12 protein-coding genes and 1 pseudogene are annotated in these 15,661 nt (G+C 58.1%); 9 read left to right on the forward strand and 4 right to left on the reverse strand.

Going from position 1 to position 15,661, the window contains the following annotated elements:
• Together EN742_RS07150 and EN742_RS07155 are read right to left on the reverse strand one after the other, a co-directional pair.
• Positions 1-1,118, reverse strand: a 1,118-nt coding sequence (locus EN742_RS07150; protein ID WP_128332596.1) for an aldehyde dehydrogenase family protein, incomplete at its 3' end; no start/stop codon positions are given.
• Positions 1,119-1,149: 31 nt separating this feature from the next.
• Positions 1,150-1,854 carry a GntR family transcriptional regulator gene (locus tag EN742_RS07155; protein WP_128187939.1) on the reverse strand — a complete coding sequence of 235 codons (705 nt, stop codon included), beginning with the start codon at positions 1,852-1,854 and terminating at the stop codon, positions 1,150-1,152.
• A 170-nt stretch (positions 1,855-2,024) separates the two neighbouring features.
• On the opposite strand from EN742_RS07155, the gene EN742_RS07160 reads away from it, so the two are divergent.
• From EN742_RS07160 to EN742_RS07175, 4 genes are all read left to right on the forward strand, one after another.
• On the forward strand, positions 2,025-3,005 hold the full coding sequence (locus tag EN742_RS07160) for a GlxA family transcriptional regulator (protein ID WP_245492265.1): 981 nt from the start codon (positions 2,025-2,027) through the stop codon (positions 3,003-3,005).
• Between the two features lie 156 nt (positions 3,006-3,161).
• The gene (locus EN742_RS07165) at positions 3,162-4,781 is read left to right on the forward strand and encodes an NAD(P)/FAD-dependent oxidoreductase (RefSeq protein WP_348632851.1); all 1,620 of its coding nucleotides are present in this window, start codon (positions 3,162-3,164) and stop codon (positions 4,779-4,781) included.
• 8 nt (positions 4,782-4,789) lie between these two features.
• The gene (locus EN742_RS07170) at positions 4,790-5,650 is read left to right on the forward strand and encodes an SDR family NAD(P)-dependent oxidoreductase (RefSeq protein WP_128332598.1); all 861 of its coding nucleotides are present in this window, start codon (positions 4,790-4,792) and stop codon (positions 5,648-5,650) included.
• Between the two features lie 20 nt (positions 5,651-5,670).
• Complete coding sequence (locus EN742_RS07175; protein ID WP_245492266.1) at positions 5,671-6,669, forward strand: LysR substrate-binding domain-containing protein; 999 nt, start codon at positions 5,671-5,673, stop codon at positions 6,667-6,669.
• A gap of 133 nt (positions 6,670-6,802) precedes the next feature.
• On the opposite strand, the pseudogene EN742_RS40205 reads toward EN742_RS07175, so the two are convergent.
• A pseudogene (locus EN742_RS40205) lies at positions 6,803-7,596 on the reverse strand (SDR family oxidoreductase).
• A 480-nt stretch (positions 7,597-8,076) separates the two neighbouring features.
• Between EN742_RS40205 and EN742_RS07185 the strand changes: the two are divergent.
• From EN742_RS07185 to EN742_RS07205, 5 genes are all read left to right on the forward strand, one after another.
• The gene (locus EN742_RS07185; RefSeq protein WP_128332599.1) at positions 8,077-9,069 is read left to right on the forward strand and encodes an ABC transporter permease subunit; all 993 of its coding nucleotides are present in this window, start codon (positions 8,077-8,079) and stop codon (positions 9,067-9,069) included.
• A gap of 18 nt (positions 9,070-9,087) precedes the next feature.
• On the forward strand, positions 9,088-10,122 hold the full coding sequence (gene proX, locus EN742_RS07190) for a glycine betaine/L-proline ABC transporter substrate-binding protein ProX (RefSeq protein ID WP_128187935.1): 1,035 nt from the start codon (positions 9,088-9,090) through the stop codon (positions 10,120-10,122).
• 76 nt (positions 10,123-10,198) lie between these two features.
• The gene (locus tag EN742_RS07195; protein ID WP_128332600.1) at positions 10,199-11,251 is read left to right on the forward strand and encodes a betaine/proline/choline family ABC transporter ATP-binding protein; all 1,053 of its coding nucleotides are present in this window, start codon (positions 10,199-10,201) and stop codon (positions 11,249-11,251) included.
• A gap of 111 nt (positions 11,252-11,362) precedes the next feature.
• Positions 11,363-12,883 carry a trimethylamine methyltransferase family protein gene (locus tag EN742_RS07200; RefSeq protein ID WP_128332601.1) on the forward strand — a complete coding sequence of 507 codons (1,521 nt, stop codon included), beginning with the start codon at positions 11,363-11,365 and terminating at the stop codon, positions 12,881-12,883.
• Positions 12,884-13,067: 184 nt separating this feature from the next.
• Positions 13,068-14,114 carry a GlxA family transcriptional regulator gene (locus EN742_RS07205; protein ID WP_210214438.1) on the forward strand — a complete coding sequence of 349 codons (1,047 nt, stop codon included), beginning with the start codon at positions 13,068-13,070 and terminating at the stop codon, positions 14,112-14,114.
• A gap of 203 nt (positions 14,115-14,317) precedes the next feature.
• On the opposite strand, the gene EN742_RS07210 is transcribed toward EN742_RS07205, so the two are convergent.
• Positions 14,318-15,661 (reverse strand): hydantoinase/oxoprolinase family protein (locus EN742_RS07210; RefSeq protein WP_128332603.1); only part of this gene is annotated, 1,344 nt, incomplete at its 5' end.

Consider the following 15,661-nt stretch of genomic DNA (forward strand, 5'->3'; position numbering starts at 1 on the left):
ATCGTGGTGCCGTTGAAGGCCTTCCCGCCCGTCACCACCCTGCCCTCGCCCCCGAGATAGCCGCTGACTTTTCCGAAATGGGTCGCAGAGATTAGCGGGCCGATACGGGTATCTGGATCCAGCGGGTCGCCCACGGTCCACGACTTGGCAACTTCGGTGAGTTTCTCGAGCAGGCGGTGCCTCACGTCTTTGTGTACGAAAACCCGCGAGATCGCCGAGCAATTCTGGCCCATGTTCCAGAACGCTCCGTTGCCGATGTGGGCAGCCACGGCGTCGAGATCGGGAACATCATCCATGACGATACAGGGATTCTTGCCACCCATTTCAAGCACGACCTCCTTGAGGTTGCTTTCCGAGGAGTATTTCAGGAAGCGGCGACCGGTTTCGGTGGATCCGGTGAAGGAAACAGCGTCAATATCGGGATGCCGGCCGATCGGCTCACCAACGTCCGGGCCTTCACCTGTCAGCACGTTAAAGACGCCAGCTGGCACGCCGGCGTCCAGGGCGAGCTTCGCAACCCGCAATGTGGTGAGCGACGTCTCTTCTGCGGGTTTGACGACGACCGTGCATCCTGCGGCAAGCGCGGGACCAATCTTCCACGCCAGCATCAGAAGGGGAAAGTTCCATGGGAGGACAAGGCCGACGACTCCGATCGGTTCGCGCACGATAAGGCCCAGGGAAGCATCATTCGCAGGGGATACCTGATCATATATTTTGTCGACCGCCTCGGCATGCCATCTCAGGCTGTTGATGGCCTCAGGCACGTCGATGTTGATGCAGTCATTGATGGTTTTGCCGCTGTCCAGGCTCTCCATCAGGGCCAGCTCAAGCGCGTTTTCCTCGATAACGGCAGCCAGCTTGAGAAGCACCCTTTTTCTGGTCGCCGGCGGTAGCTTCGACCACCGGCCGTCCTCAAAGGCCAGCCTGGCCGCTGCGACTGCCTTGTCGACGTCGGCCGAGGCCGCCGCCGGAAGCTCAGCCAGGACTTCGCCCGTCGCCGGGTTCAGAGTTGGAAATGTATTGCCCGACAGGGCGGCGACAGCTACCCCGTCCACAATCATTTTGGTGGGCAGTTTGAGCGCGCCTGCCTGCGTCTTGTAGTCGACTTTGTTCAGCATTTCTGTTCTCCCTAGTGTCCTACCGATAACGCTATCGTTCGAGTTCGCCCTGCATGCCGTTGGGCACGGCGTAGAGCGCGACGTCGCTGCGGAAAACCTCGAGATGGGCGCGCACCACGTCGCCGGCTCGGTCGGCATCGTGGGCCTCAATGGCTTCAATCATCTGATCGTGCTGCTGAGCCGCGGTCTCCTGATCCTTTTGAATCCGCGGGCCGCCGCTTTGGCGGTAGAAGATCTTGCCGATGCGGGCGTGGTCAATCAGAAGCTTCTTGAGACTGGGAAGTAGGTATGGATTGTGCGCCATTCTGCCGATGTTCAGATGGAACTGGTGATTGAAGATCACCCGACTCTCGACGTCACCATCAGCGATCGATCGGCGGAACCTCTGCTGGGTTGCCTTGAGAACGTCCAGGTCCCCGGCCGTACGGTTGACAGCCGCGAGCTTCGTCGTCCCGACGTAGATCATGGGGGCGACTATCAGAAAATCCCGAAGTGTCTGGTACGACATAATAGATACGCGCGCAGCGCGGTTGGCCTCAAGGTCAACATAGCCCTCCCCCGCCATCTGGCGCATGAGTTCGCGAACCGGCGGACGAGAGAGGCCAAACTCTTCGCTCAGAGCAACCTCGTCCAGGACGGCCCCTGGCTCGAGCTGCATCGTCAAAATGCGATGCACCAAGGTTTCAGCAAGGATGCCTTTGCGGTCTGTCGACGCTGGTTGCTCATCGAGGGTCATTGCGGGTCCTTAATTCGGGATAGACATATTGTAGACAAAGATCATGAGTCAAGATAGGAAAGAGTCATATACCATAGGCGCAGCGACGTGTAGGACTCATGTCGCGATCGGCCGGAGCATCGACTGTGTTTCATTCAGCGCTACGGGCCAGGCAAGCGCCCTCCGTCCAGTTGAAGGTCGGGTTCATTCTGGCCTGCTCATTTACGTTGACCGAGTTCGCTCTTTTCATTGATACGCTTCGGCTTGCCAGCGATGAAACAGACAGATCCGGCAGGGTCAACGCCGACTGGGAGGTGCTGTCGAACACCCGGCATCTCGTAACCTTAAGTTGCGGCATGCGGGTTTCGCCGACGTCATCGCTGCGTGACCCGATGGAGTTTGATTACATTGTCGTCGTCGGAGGCCGATCGTCCAACGGTCAGGCAGTCGACGGTCAGACCATAAAGTACCTTCGGGAAGCCGCCTCGCGAGGCGCGCGCCTGACCGCCATCTGCACAGGGACATTTATCTTGGCGGAAGCTGGACTGATGGCCCCCCACGAGACCTGTGTAAGCTGCCTGCATTACCTCGACTTCCGTGAGCGCTTTCCCGGCCTACAAGTACAGGCTGACAGGATCTACAACCTGGATGCCACACGCGGATCGTGTGCGGGCGGCAGCAGCACAGCCGACCTTGCGGCAGAGTTGGTCCGGCGGCATATCGGTGAGGCCGCCGAACGAAATGCGCTTGAGGTCCTGCAAATCGACAGGGTTCGCAACGCGCAGTGGCTGCAGCCGCGTCGACCGCTGACGCTTGAGACACATGACCCTAGGCTTCGCGCTGCGCCGATCCTGATGGAACAGAATGTGGAGAACCTCCTGTCGGTTTCCAGACTGGCAGCAGTATTGGGCATCTCGCGGCGACAACTCGAACGGCTGTTTTTCAGAGAGCTGAACAGCTCTCCCGCGCTTGTCTATCGGCGCGTGCGGCTCGAGCGCGCCAAGCAGCTGCTCCGGACAAGCGATACCCCCTCGATCGAGGTGGCAATTGCCGCCGGTTTCGAGAACGCCTCTCACTTCGGCAGGGTCTTCCGTACCGTTTACGGACAACCGCCCAGCGTCTGGAGACGCTCCAGGTCTATGTCCGAGAACGCTGGAGCCGCGAACGCTTAAAAATGACCCGAGCACGCACACTCCTGCCGTGTGCTCCTAAGGATTTAAATAACGCGGTAGAGGTCCCGGAAGGGCCTGATCCGCGATCTGATAATTAATCGTGGCCTAAACCAGGAGTGCCCTGTGCAAAGTACTAACGATATGTCTGCAGCCAGTGTGACCGGAAAATTCGACATCATTATTGTCGGTGCCGGTTTCGCGGGAATGTATATGCTGTACAAGGCCCGTGAAGTTGGACTTTCGGCCTTAGTTCTCGAAACTGCGGGCGGAGTGGGCGGTACGTGGTTCTGGAACCGTTATCCCGGAGCGCGATGCGATGTCGAGAGCATGCAATATTCCTATTCGTTCTGCGAGGAGTTGCAGCAAGAGTGGCAATGGAGCGAACGGTACGCATCGCAGCCTGAAATTTTGAACTATGCGAACCACGTCGCGCACAAATTCAATCTTTTCCGCGACATCAGATTCAACTCCCGGGTGTCTAGCGCAATTTTCCACGAAGGGGAGCGTGTCTGGCAGCTCTCCACCGATGATGGGGAGCATTATTATGCGAAGTGGTGCGTCATGGCGACTGGCTGCCTGTCCGCTGCCCAGCGCCCAAACATCCCAGGCTTGGGTACGTTCAAAGGCGAAATCTATCACACGGGCAATTGGCCTCGACAGCCGATAGACCTGGCCGGCCGCAATATCGGCGCCATTGGGACCGGATCGTCGGGGATCCAGGTGATCCCCGAGCTCGCGAAACTGGCGAAGCACCTGTACGTTTTCCAGCGTACCCCGAATTTCAGTATCCCGGCGCGTAATCAGCCCATGGACAGTGCCTACGAGGCAGAGTGGAAGCAAAGCTATGCGGAGAGGCGTACGGCGGCACGCAAAATGCCGGCAGGGATTTTGTCTCACATAGGCACCAATTCTGCTCTGGCAGTGTCGCCGGAAGACCGCTTGGCAGAATATGAAAGGCGTTGGGCTGCAGGGGGCACCGGGTTCACCGCCGCTTATTCGGATTTGCTGAAGTACGAGGACGCCAACAGCACAGCTGCTGAGTTCGTCCGGAAAAAAATTCGCGAGGTGGTCACCGATCCCGCCGTCGCCAACCTACTGGCGCCGGTCAATCATCCGATCGGGAGCAAGCGCATCTGCGCTGATACAGATTACTTTGCGACGTTCAACCGGCAAAACGTAACCTTGGTTGACCTGCGCGCCAATCCTCTCCAGGAAGTCTCGGAACACGGTTTGACCGCAGGCACCCAATTGTATGAGCTGGATACGCTGGTGCTCGCTACAGGGTTCGACGCCATAACCGGCGCGCTGAGCAAAATTGACATGGTTGGTCGCCAAGCGCTTAGCCTAAAAGAGAAATGGCAGAACGGCCCGAACACATACCTGGGCCTGATGACATCGGGATTTCCGAACCTGTTCATCGTCACTGGTCCGGGAAGCCCGTCCGTGTTGACCAATGTGATCGTTGCCATCGAAGACAATGTGAAATGGATCGCTGATTGCCTGGCCTATCTTAAAACGCGAGGCGCAGAGACCATCGAAGCCACGGCTTCGGCCGAGGAAGGCTGGATGGAGCATGTCGGACAGGCGGCTGAAGGCACGTTGTATATCAAGGCGAAGTCCTGGTACCTCGGCGTCAACGTGCCAGGGAAACCCGTCGTTTTCATGCCTTACGTCGGCGGAGTGCCCACCTACCAGAAGATTTGCGAAGAGGTGGCAGCCGACGGCTACAGAGGCTTTACTATCGAAGTGCACACGGAAGGCCTTCGCACGCGCTAGGCGGTCGGATGAGCGGCGAAGTCGCAGGGAAGGTTTGCGTCGTAACCGGAGGCAGCCGCGGGATCGGCGCTGCGATCTGTGCGCTCTTTGCCGACCAAGGCGGCAGGGTGATCAACCTCGATCGTGATCCGCCAGTGATTGAAAGCGGCATTCCATTCTATCGTCTTGACGTGACGAGTGAAGAGGATGTCATAGCCGTGGCACAGTTGATCGCCCGGGATCACGGCGGCGTCGACATCCTTGTCAACAATGCGGGCATTGCCCGTATTGGGCCCAGCATGAGCTTCCTTCTCAAGGACTGGGAAGCGTCCTTCGCCGTTATGACGACGGGCGTATTTCTTTGCAGCCGTGAATTTGGAAAGATCATGCGCGAGCGCGGTGCCGGTGGCATCATCAACATTTCGTCGATCAATGGGTTCTCTAATGTCCCGATGCGACTCGCCTATAACGCCGCAAAGGCGGCCGTGATTTCAATGACCAAGGTGCTCGCCATCGAATGGGCTGGCTACTCGATCCGGGTCAACGCAGTGGCTCCAGGCATGATTGAAACAGAGATGCTCCGGAAGGCGATCGAGGACGGCCACATGGACGTCGAGGCCTACATGGGCCACTTGCCAATGCGCCGGTTTGGCCAGCCCCGAGATGTTGCTGAAGCTGTTCTCTTCCTTGCGTCTGATCGGTCCAGTTACGTGACAGGACAAGTCATCGTGCCTGACGGCGGGTGGACAGCTGGATCCCATGGAGCGGCGACCCGGAAGCCCCGCAGGTCCAGAGCGAAACGGCTGCATGCCGAACTTGGCACTCTGCGCCCCGTGCCCGCATACGACGCCAGGGCGGCGCAAGTGAGGCCTGAATTTACTTCCCTGTAGCGCTGGAGTAACAGTTATCTATGTCCAACTACCGACGGCTTCCGTTAAGCGCGTTGCGCGCATTTGAAGCTGCCGCACGGCATATGAGTTTTACCAAGGCTGCTAATGAGCTTTCGGTCACTCAAGCTGCGGTGAGTCGACATATCCTTACGTTGGAAGATCACCTCGATATCCAGCTCTTCAATCGGGGCAACCAAAAGGTATCTTTGTCGCCTGCTGGCGAGGAGCTCTTTGAAGCGGCGACCCTTAGCCTTGCTCATATAGCTGCGGCTTTCGATAGTGTGAAGAGGCGAGAGAAGGCGCGAAGATTGACGGTGGGCATGCCGATGTCGTTCGCAACCCTTTTCATGAGCCATCGCATTGGTGATTTTGTAGCGAACAACCCGGAGGTCGACCTGCACCTGGTTTCGCTTGAACGTAGCCCGGCTCCAGCGACAGACGGTTTCGATGTGTCCGTTGTTATGGGGTACCTGGCGCGCCCGGGCTTTACAGCAACGGAACTCTTCGGAGAAGAAGTCTTCCCAGTTTGCAGCAAGTCTTACCAGACCCATTCTGCGGGAATCCGTACTCCGGAGGACTTGGTGAACGAAGTCCTCCTTGTTATGGATGACCAGCATTGGTCAGCCTACCCTTGGTCACCTTTTGATTGGGTGCATTGGCTCGGACAGTTCGGGATCTCGGCCGACTTCAAGCGCATCATCACGTTCAACAACTACCCAACGATGATGCAGTCTGTGATCAGGGGCCACGGCATAGGACTTGGCTGGCGTCATTTGGTCAGCGATTTCCTCAAAGAGGGCACTCTGATTAGGCCTTTGACCGAAAGCTGCCTAACCGGCCGCAAACATCATCTTGTCATTCCAGACACGGCTATCGAGCGGGAAGACGTTCAGATATTCCGCAACTGGCTGCTTGCACAGGTCGCAGACCTCAACCCGCCGGCTGCGGCTGCAGACTCGACGGTGATTGGTCAGACGGGAGCGCCGTCAAGCCGACAAGGCCTGCCGCCAGAGGATTAGCCATTGACCGGGGGGTGAGGGTGAAATCTCAAGCTGGTGCAACGTCGCATTCGCCTGGCGGCTTTCGGGCACATGCTTGGGGTTGTGAAAGCGCCAGGGTCGCCCAGCGAAGCGAGGCCCGTACTGAGCTAGGCTAGCCCATGTAGTATCCGTATCCGCCATTTACGTGGATGGCTTCGCCGACGATATAGCTAGACGCGCCGCTGCAAAGAAACGCTACGACATTAGCAACTTTCTCGGCGGATCCGACACGGCCAGCGGACGTGGCGTCCAGAAACCTGCCCCCATCCTGGCGCAGCAAATCCACGATCATCGGGGTGTTTATGGTGCCTGGTGACACTGTATTCACCCGTATAGCGGGCGCAAGTTCCTTGGCTAGAGATCTACTGAGAGCAAGGACCGCTCCTTTTGATGCAGCGTAGTGGCCGCCCGGCGAGCAGCCTTGATGTGCGGTACCTGATGCAACGGTCACAATTGTCCCCCCTGCCCTTATGTGGGGGATGGCCCGTCGACAGATGTAGAACACCCCGTCAAGGTTGATCGACATGGTTCGGCGCCAATCGGCGTCCGTCAAGGTCGACACGGCTGTTCGTCGTAAATCCCAGCTGCGGGTACTACGTGATCAATCCAATGAAATTGAGCCAGGCAAGCCGTTACCACCGCATCCGCATCAGTCGGGCTGCTTGCGTCATATCTGATAGCCACCACGCGTTCGGCCGTCGGGTCCAACGAAGTGGCCAATTTGGAAACGCTTTGATGATCGTAATCGGCCAGCAGCAAGCGTGCCCCTGACTGATGAAATACCCGAGCAATGGCACTCCCGATGCCACCGGCTGCGCCTGTCACAATGACAACCTGATTCAAGAGGCTGTTGTTGGGCAAATGTCCCTCGCGGCGCAGGTCGATAGTGGCCAAGTCCAGCCGCACTGTTTAGTCGGGCGAGCTTTTCATGGCGAATCTATAGACAGTCGCTCACCGCGCTTCAAATGAGTTTTCATGAAGGGAGGAATAACGTGGCATCATGGTGGCGGGGGAGCTTCTCAAACGCGGGGGCAATCCGAACTGGAGCCTGCCTGCACCAGCCAGTAGCTCGCCGCGATGCATGCCGAGCCGCATCTGCGACTGTCTTCCTGATAACATTTCTTCCTCAGCGGCATAAGTTTTTATACGGTTGTTTTGTAGCCCACGCGTCGGTAGCGTTCCTGGAGCAGTCAGACGCCTGCTGCCGACCGGCTGATCCGGTGCGGAACAGGAGAACCACCCAAGGCCGGGTATGCCGCGCTAGCTCAGCTTTATACGCTCTCAGCCGTAAGATTGCAGGTTGTTTAGCGGTGGCCGCAGGCTGTCGTCGGGAACGCCAGGTGCTTGCACAACCGGAGGTTCCGATCTTGGCTGAAAGGACGATTCGTGAACGCTGAAGATGTACTAGACCCGTTCAAAAAATGGCACATCCCGTTTGGTGACTGGGTTGATTCCGGATTAGTGTGGATAGTCCAAGAATACCGCCCATTCTTTCAGACCTTGAAGTGGCCCGTCGACAAGCTTCTGACGGCATTTGATCTTGCGCTCAATGGCATTCCGCCCGTCATCACGATTCTTTGCTTCGGTTTGGTTGCGTGGCAACTGGCTGGATGGCGGCTTGCTGCTCAGATTGTAGGCCTGCTGGTGATTATCGGGTTTCTAGGCATCTGGGGGGAAACAATGACAACATTGTCGCTTGTTTTCACTGCAGTGCTCGTCTGCACGATCATCGGCATACCGCTAGGCGTACTCGCCGCCCGGAGTGGTCGCGCAGCTGCCATCTGCCGGCCGATCCTCGACACGATGCAAACCATTCCCTCGTTCGTCTACCTGGTGCCCGTGGTCATGTTGTTCGGTATCGGCAACGTGCCCGGCGTCATCGTCACAATCATCTTCGCGCTTCCACCCGTTATCAGGTTAACAACGCTGGGCATCCAACAGGTCTCCGAGGAAGTCGTCGAAGCTATGCGCGCTTTTGGAGCGACCAACCGGCAGCTCCTTTTCAAAGCCCAATTGCCTCTGGCTCTACCGAGCATCGTCGCGGGTGTGAACCAGACATTGATGATGTCGCTATCGATGGTTGTCGTAGCTTCCATGATTGCCGTGGGCGGCCTGGGGCAGATGGTTCTGCGCGGCATTGGCCGCCTGGACATTGGTTTGGCCGCAACTGGCGGCATCGGCATCGTCTTCCTCGCGGTCATTTTAGATCGCTTGGCCCAATCCGCGATGTCACGGCGCCGATCCTTTGCCGGCATTGCTTGGCACAGGCGGGGACCGGCCGCGCTCGTTACCGCCTTCTTCAAGAACTTCCAATCCTCTCCGGCAGGGCATGGGGGATTAAAAAATGGCCGGCAGGAATTAGCGACGCACAACGACTAACAACAATGGGAGCGACTTATGAGCAATCGGCTTAAAATAGGGAAGCGTTTTCGGGGGTTCACCGCAGGTTTGACCGTGCTGGGCACTCTCGCCTTATCTGCGGGGTACGCTTCTGCCGAGGATCTTCCGGGCAAAGGCGTTACAGTAAAGCCTTTGGTTAACGGTATCGCCGAGGAAATGTTCGAGGCCTACATCGTTAAGATTGGGCTTGAAGATCTGGGCTATACCGTCGAGGAGCCATCTTCGGCACAGATTCCTCTCGCGCACCTGGCCGTGGCTAGCGGTGACGCCGATTACTACACGCCGCACTGGTATCCCCTACACATAACATTCGCCGAGAAGTCCGGCGGCGATGCCAAGGCTCAACGGGTTGGGACTCTCGCGAAGAACTCGATCCAAGGGTACTCGATCGACAAGGCCACAGCCGACAAATACGGCATCAAGACGATCGATCAGCTGAAAGACCCCAAACTCGCCAAACTGTTCGATGTCGATGGTGATGGCAAAGCCGACCTTTATGGTTGTGATCCGGGCTGGGGCTGCGAGCGTATCATCGAACACAACCTTGATGCATACGGCCTACGGGGTACAGTGACGCATAAACAGGGCGAGTATTTCGCGCTGCTGGCAGACGTCATCCAGAGGATTCAGTCCGGCAAACCCACGTTGTATTACGGTTGGGTCCCCATGTGGGTGAACGGGGTTCTTCGGCACGGTCAGGAAGTGGTCTGGCTTACAGTTCCTTTCACGGCGTTGCCTGATGAGCAGGCTGGGGCCGACACAACAGTCCCGGGCATCGGAAACCTAGGTTTCTCCGTGAACACTCATCATGTGTTTGCGAACACCGCTTTTCTCGAGAAAAACCCAGCTGCAAACAAGTGGTTCGAACAGGTCACGATACCGATTCAGGACATCGATGACGAGAACTTGCTTATTCACAAAGGGGAAAAGACCAACGACGCGATCCATGGTCATGCCGAGGCCTGGAAGAAGGCCCACATCGACCAGTGGAATGCCTGGATAGCGCAGGCGAAACAGGCAGCAGCCAAGTAAGCTGAACTGCGAGGACATACAGCCGCCCGGTATCCTGTGCGATACCGGGCGACACCTCTCAAGCTTGGAGCTTAACTTGAAAGCGCATGCAATAGAATTCAAGGACGTATGGAAGGTCTTCGGGACGAGCCCGAAATTCGACCTCGCGAGCGTTCAAAGCGATCATCTTTCGAAGGCAAAATTGCTTGAGAAACATGGTTGCGTGGCAGCCGTCGCCGGCGTTTCGTTTAAGGTCGAGGCGGGCGAGATTTTCTGCGTTATGGGCCTATCCGGGAGCGGCAAGTCGACGTTGGTTCGGCATGTCAACCGATTGATCAAACCAAGCGCAGGGCAGGTGATTGTTGGTGGCGAAGACATCAATCTGAAATCCGAAGATGAGATGCGACAACTCCGTGCCCGTTCGATGGGAATGGTTTTTCAAAATGTTGCGCTTCTGCCTCATCGCACCGTCCGTGACAATGTTGCCCTGAGTTTGGAGCTTCGGAAGATCAATGCTCGGCAGCGCTATGAGATTGCTGAGGAAAAGCTTGAGCTGGTCCAATTGGCCGGCTGGGGCGACAGGTATCCGGATGAGCTCTCAGGAGGAATGAAGCAGCGTGTAGGACTGGCCCGAGCACTGGCAGCCGATCCGGCCATATTGTTGATGGATGAGCCGTTTTCAGCGCTCGACCCGCTCATTCGGCGTGAGCTTCAGGATCAGTTCAGGGAACTGTCGACGAAGCTGAACAAAACGACGCTCTTCATCACGCATGATTTGGATGAAGCGGTCCGGCTCGGTCACCATATCGGCGTCATGAAGGACGGAAAAATGCTTCAAATCGGGTCTGCTGAAGACATCCTCGGCAACCCGACAGATCCGTATGTCGAGAAATTTGTCCAAGGCAGTAGCCGCCTGAAGCTGTTGAAAGCCGAGTCGGTCATTCTTCCCCTGAGCGACTATGAGAATTCGGATGGTGCCGGGGCGCCGGCAGACGCTCCGCGGATCAAGTTGAACGTCGCCATTAAGGAGCTGGTCGAGTTATCAAACCGAAATCACAACAAGCCGCTGGTTGTGGTTGATGAGGCCGGCGTTGACGTTGGAATTGTGACCGCATCCTCCCTGCTGCGTGGAATCCAGGACAGACTTTAGGCCTTCAAGCATCATTGCGCATAACCTCAGTTCATAGCAGAGATGATTTTTTATTGTTAGTTATCAGCTGCTTTGTGGACTATATTCTAACGTCAAATAGGGATCAAGAGTATGTCTGCACGATCAGGTGGCCGTGACGCCCGCCAGAAGATGCGCTCGGAGAGGGCCGTAACATACATGCCCCCAATGGACCGAGGTCTGCCGTACATGGATTTGCTCAACGCGGACGAATTGCAGCGGCTGCACGAGTATTCAATGCAGATACTTGAAGAGATCGGGATCGAATTCCGCGATGACGAGGCCATTGTGCTCTGGCAAGCAGCCGGGGCCGACGTGATCGACCAGCGCGTCAGGATCGATCGAAACCTTCTTCTGGAACTGGTCGCAAAGGCTCCGCAAACCATCACTGTTCACGCGCGAAACCCAGCCAAGACAGTCACCCTCGGCGGCCGGAAAACCATCTTTACGCCGGCATACGGATCTCCGAACGTGCTGGACCTCGAAGGCAAGCGCCGTAACTCGACGATCGCCGATTTCGTGAATTTTGCAAAGCTTGCTTATCAAGCGCCTGCCATGCATATGACGGGCGGGGTCCTATGCGAGCCGATGGACATTGCAGTCCCGAAGCGCCATCTGCATATGAACTACAGCCTGATCAAGTACTCTGACAAAGCGTTCATGGGCGCCGTGACTTCGCGCGAGCGCGCGGAAGACACCGTGTCGATGGCCAAAATCGTCTTCGGTGACGAATTTGTCCACAACAACACCGTTACCGTATCGATTGCCAACTGCAACTCGCCGTTGGTGTGGGATTCAACGATGCTCGATGCGGTCAAGGTCTATGCCGTGAGCAATCAGGCGATTCTGTTTACACCGTTCGTGTTGGCAGGCGCCAGCACACCGGCAAGCACGCTGGCGGCCGTCGCGCAGCTCAATGCCGAGGCCCTGGCCGGCATAGCCTTCGCCCAGCTCGTCCGGCCCGGTGCCCCTGCCATCTATGGCCAGTGGTTGGCGACCGTTTCAATGAAGAGCGGCGCGCCCATGGCAGGAACGCCGGAAATCGACCACATGAACATGTTGGTCGGCCAACTCGCGAGACACTACAAGTTGCCCTGGCGTTGCAGCGGCATGTGCACGAGCTCGAAGCTCGTCGATGCTCAGGCAGGGTATGAGGCAGCCCGCAATATGTACGGCGTGCTGATCGCTGGAGCGAATTTCGTTCTTTCCACCACCGGGTACCTCGAGGGCGCCCTCACCCAAAGCTACAGCAAATTCATGCTCGATGCGGAGCAGATGGTGATGTTCTACAAGCTTGGGCAGGGCTTGGTGAAGAGCGAACTGGATGAGACGCTCGATGCGATCCGACAGAGTGAGCCGGGAAGCCATTATCTCGGAACCGCGCATACGCTGAAGAATTTCGAACAGGCATTTTTTGTGCCTGATCTCATGAACCACGACAGTTACGAGCAATGGTCGTTCGCAGGTTCAAGGGACGCCGATACGCGCGGACGGGACGCCGCTGAAAAGGCACTCAGGGAATATGAGGCGCCGCCGCTCGACCAAGCCATCGATGAAGAGCTTCTCGACTTCATGAAACGCAAGGAACTTCAGATCGGCGACGCCGTCCTTTAAAGGCAGGCTCGGAGGTAGCGCGTGGGGACGTACTGCGGGCATCGAAAACGATCCTAGGCCGTAGCAGACGAATTGGGCTCCATCTGCCTGCCCCATGAACCGCCTGCTCAAGACTTAGCCGAAATCACACCAGGCTTGCCGGGTAAAAGCTCGGCAAGTCCTTCCGAAAGGTATGGACGAGCTGATGAACGCACCTCCCGACATGAATGCCATGAAGCCGCTTGACGATCAGTTGCACGGTGGCCACCCAGTCGAGTTGGTTGTCCTAGTGGTGCCAGGGTTTTCGCAGCTGGCGCTCCACGCGTTCCTTGAGCCTTTCCGCATCGCCAATATGCTTTCGAAGGCAAAGCTGTTCCGCTGGCGAATAGCTGGCCTCGATTCGCGCCCGGTCGAAGGGGCGAGCGGCATCTCGGTGGCTGTTGACATGACGATCGACGAATTGGACACCTGTATCGGCTGCCGGGGACCCCATCATCTTGCAATCATCGCCGGCGAGCCGGTGGTGCGACGGCTACCGACCCAGATCAACAACGTCGTGCGGACATTTGCAAGGCGCGGAATTGCAATATCCGCGGTTGGGACAGCCACCTGGCTCCTGGCGCAGACAGGCCTGCTTGCCGGCACGCGCTGCACGATTCACTGGTCGCGACTGGCGGCATTCTCAGAGATGTTCAGCCAAACCCAGATCCGTGATGCACTATTTGTGAAAGATGGTCAGTTTTCGACATGTGCCGGGGAACTTGCGGCCTTCGACCTGGCTGTCGATCTGATCGCCGGTCATGTCGGTGGGTTGGCCGCCCAGGAGGTTTGCCGATACGCGACGGTAGAAGGCCAACGTTCAGGTACGAACCGCCAGACCGGCCCGTCAGGTTTGGCCTTTGCCGGTGCGAGCGATAAGCTTCTAATGGCCATGCGGCTCATGGAAGAGTACGTGGAATATCCCCTGAGCATGAGCGAAGTTGCGCGTAGGGTCGGAATATCGCGGCGTCAGTTGGAGCGCTTGTTTGCAAATCACGTGCATATGCCCCCCGTGCGTCATTACCTTCGTATCCGTGTCGAGCACGCTAAGCGCCTGATCGAGGGCACGAGCCTGCCCATAATAGATATCGCAATTGCCTGCGGGTTCATTTCTGCGTCGCACTTTGCAAAGTGCTTCAGGACGTTCCAGGGTGTCTCGCCGCAGCAATGCCGTATCGCGTTACCAGCGTGGGTCGGGCCTGGCTTAGGTTAATTGCCTCGGGCGCCGTGTGATGCGCAGGACCGTCGGCGACGATGTAGCGATGGGATAACTCGGTGCAATTGGATGCGGCGAAAGCACCGACTGTGCATCCCCGCTATCGTGTTTACCACCAGATGCCGTACCGCCGTCAGGTGCATAGCGTTCAACAGCATTCGGCGGAGCAGCTGGCTGCCGACTGTGGCCAGCAAGGCTGGCTACACCGCAATCCTGGGTCTTCCCGACGCTACCGCTACGACCTGCGCCTCGATGAAGAGGCGCTGACCCTCCACGGTCGAAACCCGATATTCGATGGTGGCGTCGATCTCGGCACTGTCGGTGCCGGCATCCCTTGCCGTTTGTACCACAATGGCACGGACGTCGGCCTCTGCGGCAGCGATAGCAGCAGCCTCGTCGAGGAAATCGTGAACCCTACCCCCCGAGGCGAGGCGGAAAAGCCCCTCTTTGGGCTGGCTGACCTGTGCCTCGGCCGAGACACGCACCTGGCCGACGACAGCGCCAAGAGCGTTGGCGACGTCGGTGTCTTCGGGCACCAAGCAGTCGTTGCCGATGAGCGGAGGCAACCCCGCATAGTGCAATGGCGCCGAGGCGCCGAGGCCGATGACCGGACGGTCGAGCGCAACGCTTAATCGGGCTATACCAGGATGCGCGTCGACCGCGCGCTGTACCAGCGCATGCGCCACGGTTGCCGCGCCATCGAGCCCGTCTTCGGCGAAAGCCGTCTCGAGGATCACTTCGGCCGACCAGCGTGTCAGAGTCGCCAGCACGCGCTCCGAGATCGCTTCCGGGGATGCGGCGATGGGATGGCCGCGCCCGTCGCGCTTGCGGGCAAACAGTTCCGCGCCCAGCCGGGCGGCGATTGGATCCCAGTTCGACTGCTTACCCAGCACATGCGCAGCATCCGACGGCGTGAAGCCGGCGACATGCACCAATCCGCGGGCCACCAGCCGATTGAGTGTCGCATTTTGGGCGTTCGAGGTGAGCAATTTGTCCAGAGCGACCGCTGTGGCGCCGATTGCCTCGTAAAGCCTGACCTCAGGTGCAGTAAGGCCGGCAGCAAGCCTTTCCGGCATCCCGGTGCGCACGGCAAATCGCCCATCCGCGCGGCCGGGATTGGGTCCCCGCAGCTGGCGTTCGAGCTCAGAAGTGACCGCGTCGCCATCCACCATACTGGCCAGTGCCAGAGGCACCAGGCGGCGTGGCCCGAGCAGGATGTTCGGGTTGAGCGCGCCTTCTTCGAGCGCTACTTCGGAATCACCACCAAGGCCAAAGGTGCGCATGGCCACGGCCTCGACCATGGTGCGGAAGCCTCCGACGGTGGCGCCCTCTGGATCAAGCCGCGGCCGCCCCTTGTCGAGCACCGCGACGTCGGTTGTGGTGCCACCGATGTCGGAGACGACGGCGTTGTCGAGCCCCGTCATGTGGCGGGCGCCGACCAGACTGGCGGCGGGACCGGAGAGGATGGCCTCAATCGGCCGCTGGCGGGCAAAGGCTGCCGACACCAGCGCACCGTCACCACGTACCACCATCAGGGGTGCGGA

It is taken from the genome of Mesorhizobium sp. M4A.F.Ca.ET.020.02.1.1 (assembly GCF_004022645.1).
Classification (GTDB): domain Bacteria; phylum Pseudomonadota; class Alphaproteobacteria; order Rhizobiales; family Rhizobiaceae; genus Mesorhizobium.

Coding starts and splice junctions, on each gene's coding strand:
- EN742_RS07155 (WP_128187939.1), bottom strand. CDS start 1,854: ATGACCCTCGATGAGCAACCAGCGTCGACAGACCGCAAAGGCATCCTT.
- EN742_RS07170 (WP_128332598.1), top strand. CDS start 4,790: ATGAGCGGCGAAGTCGCAGGGAAGGTTTGCGTCGTAACCGGAGGCAGC.
- EN742_RS07175 (WP_245492266.1), top strand. CDS start 5,671: ATGTCCAACTACCGACGGCTTCCGTTAAGCGCGTTGCGCGCATTTGAA.
- proX (WP_128187935.1), top strand. CDS start 9,088: ATGAGCAATCGGCTTAAAATAGGGAAGCGTTTTCGGGGGTTCACCGCA.
- EN742_RS07200 (WP_128332601.1), top strand. CDS start 11,363: ATGTCTGCACGATCAGGTGGCCGTGACGCCCGCCAGAAGATGCGCTCG.
- EN742_RS07205 (WP_210214438.1), top strand. CDS start 13,068: ATGAACGCACCTCCCGACATGAATGCCATGAAGCCGCTTGACGATCAG.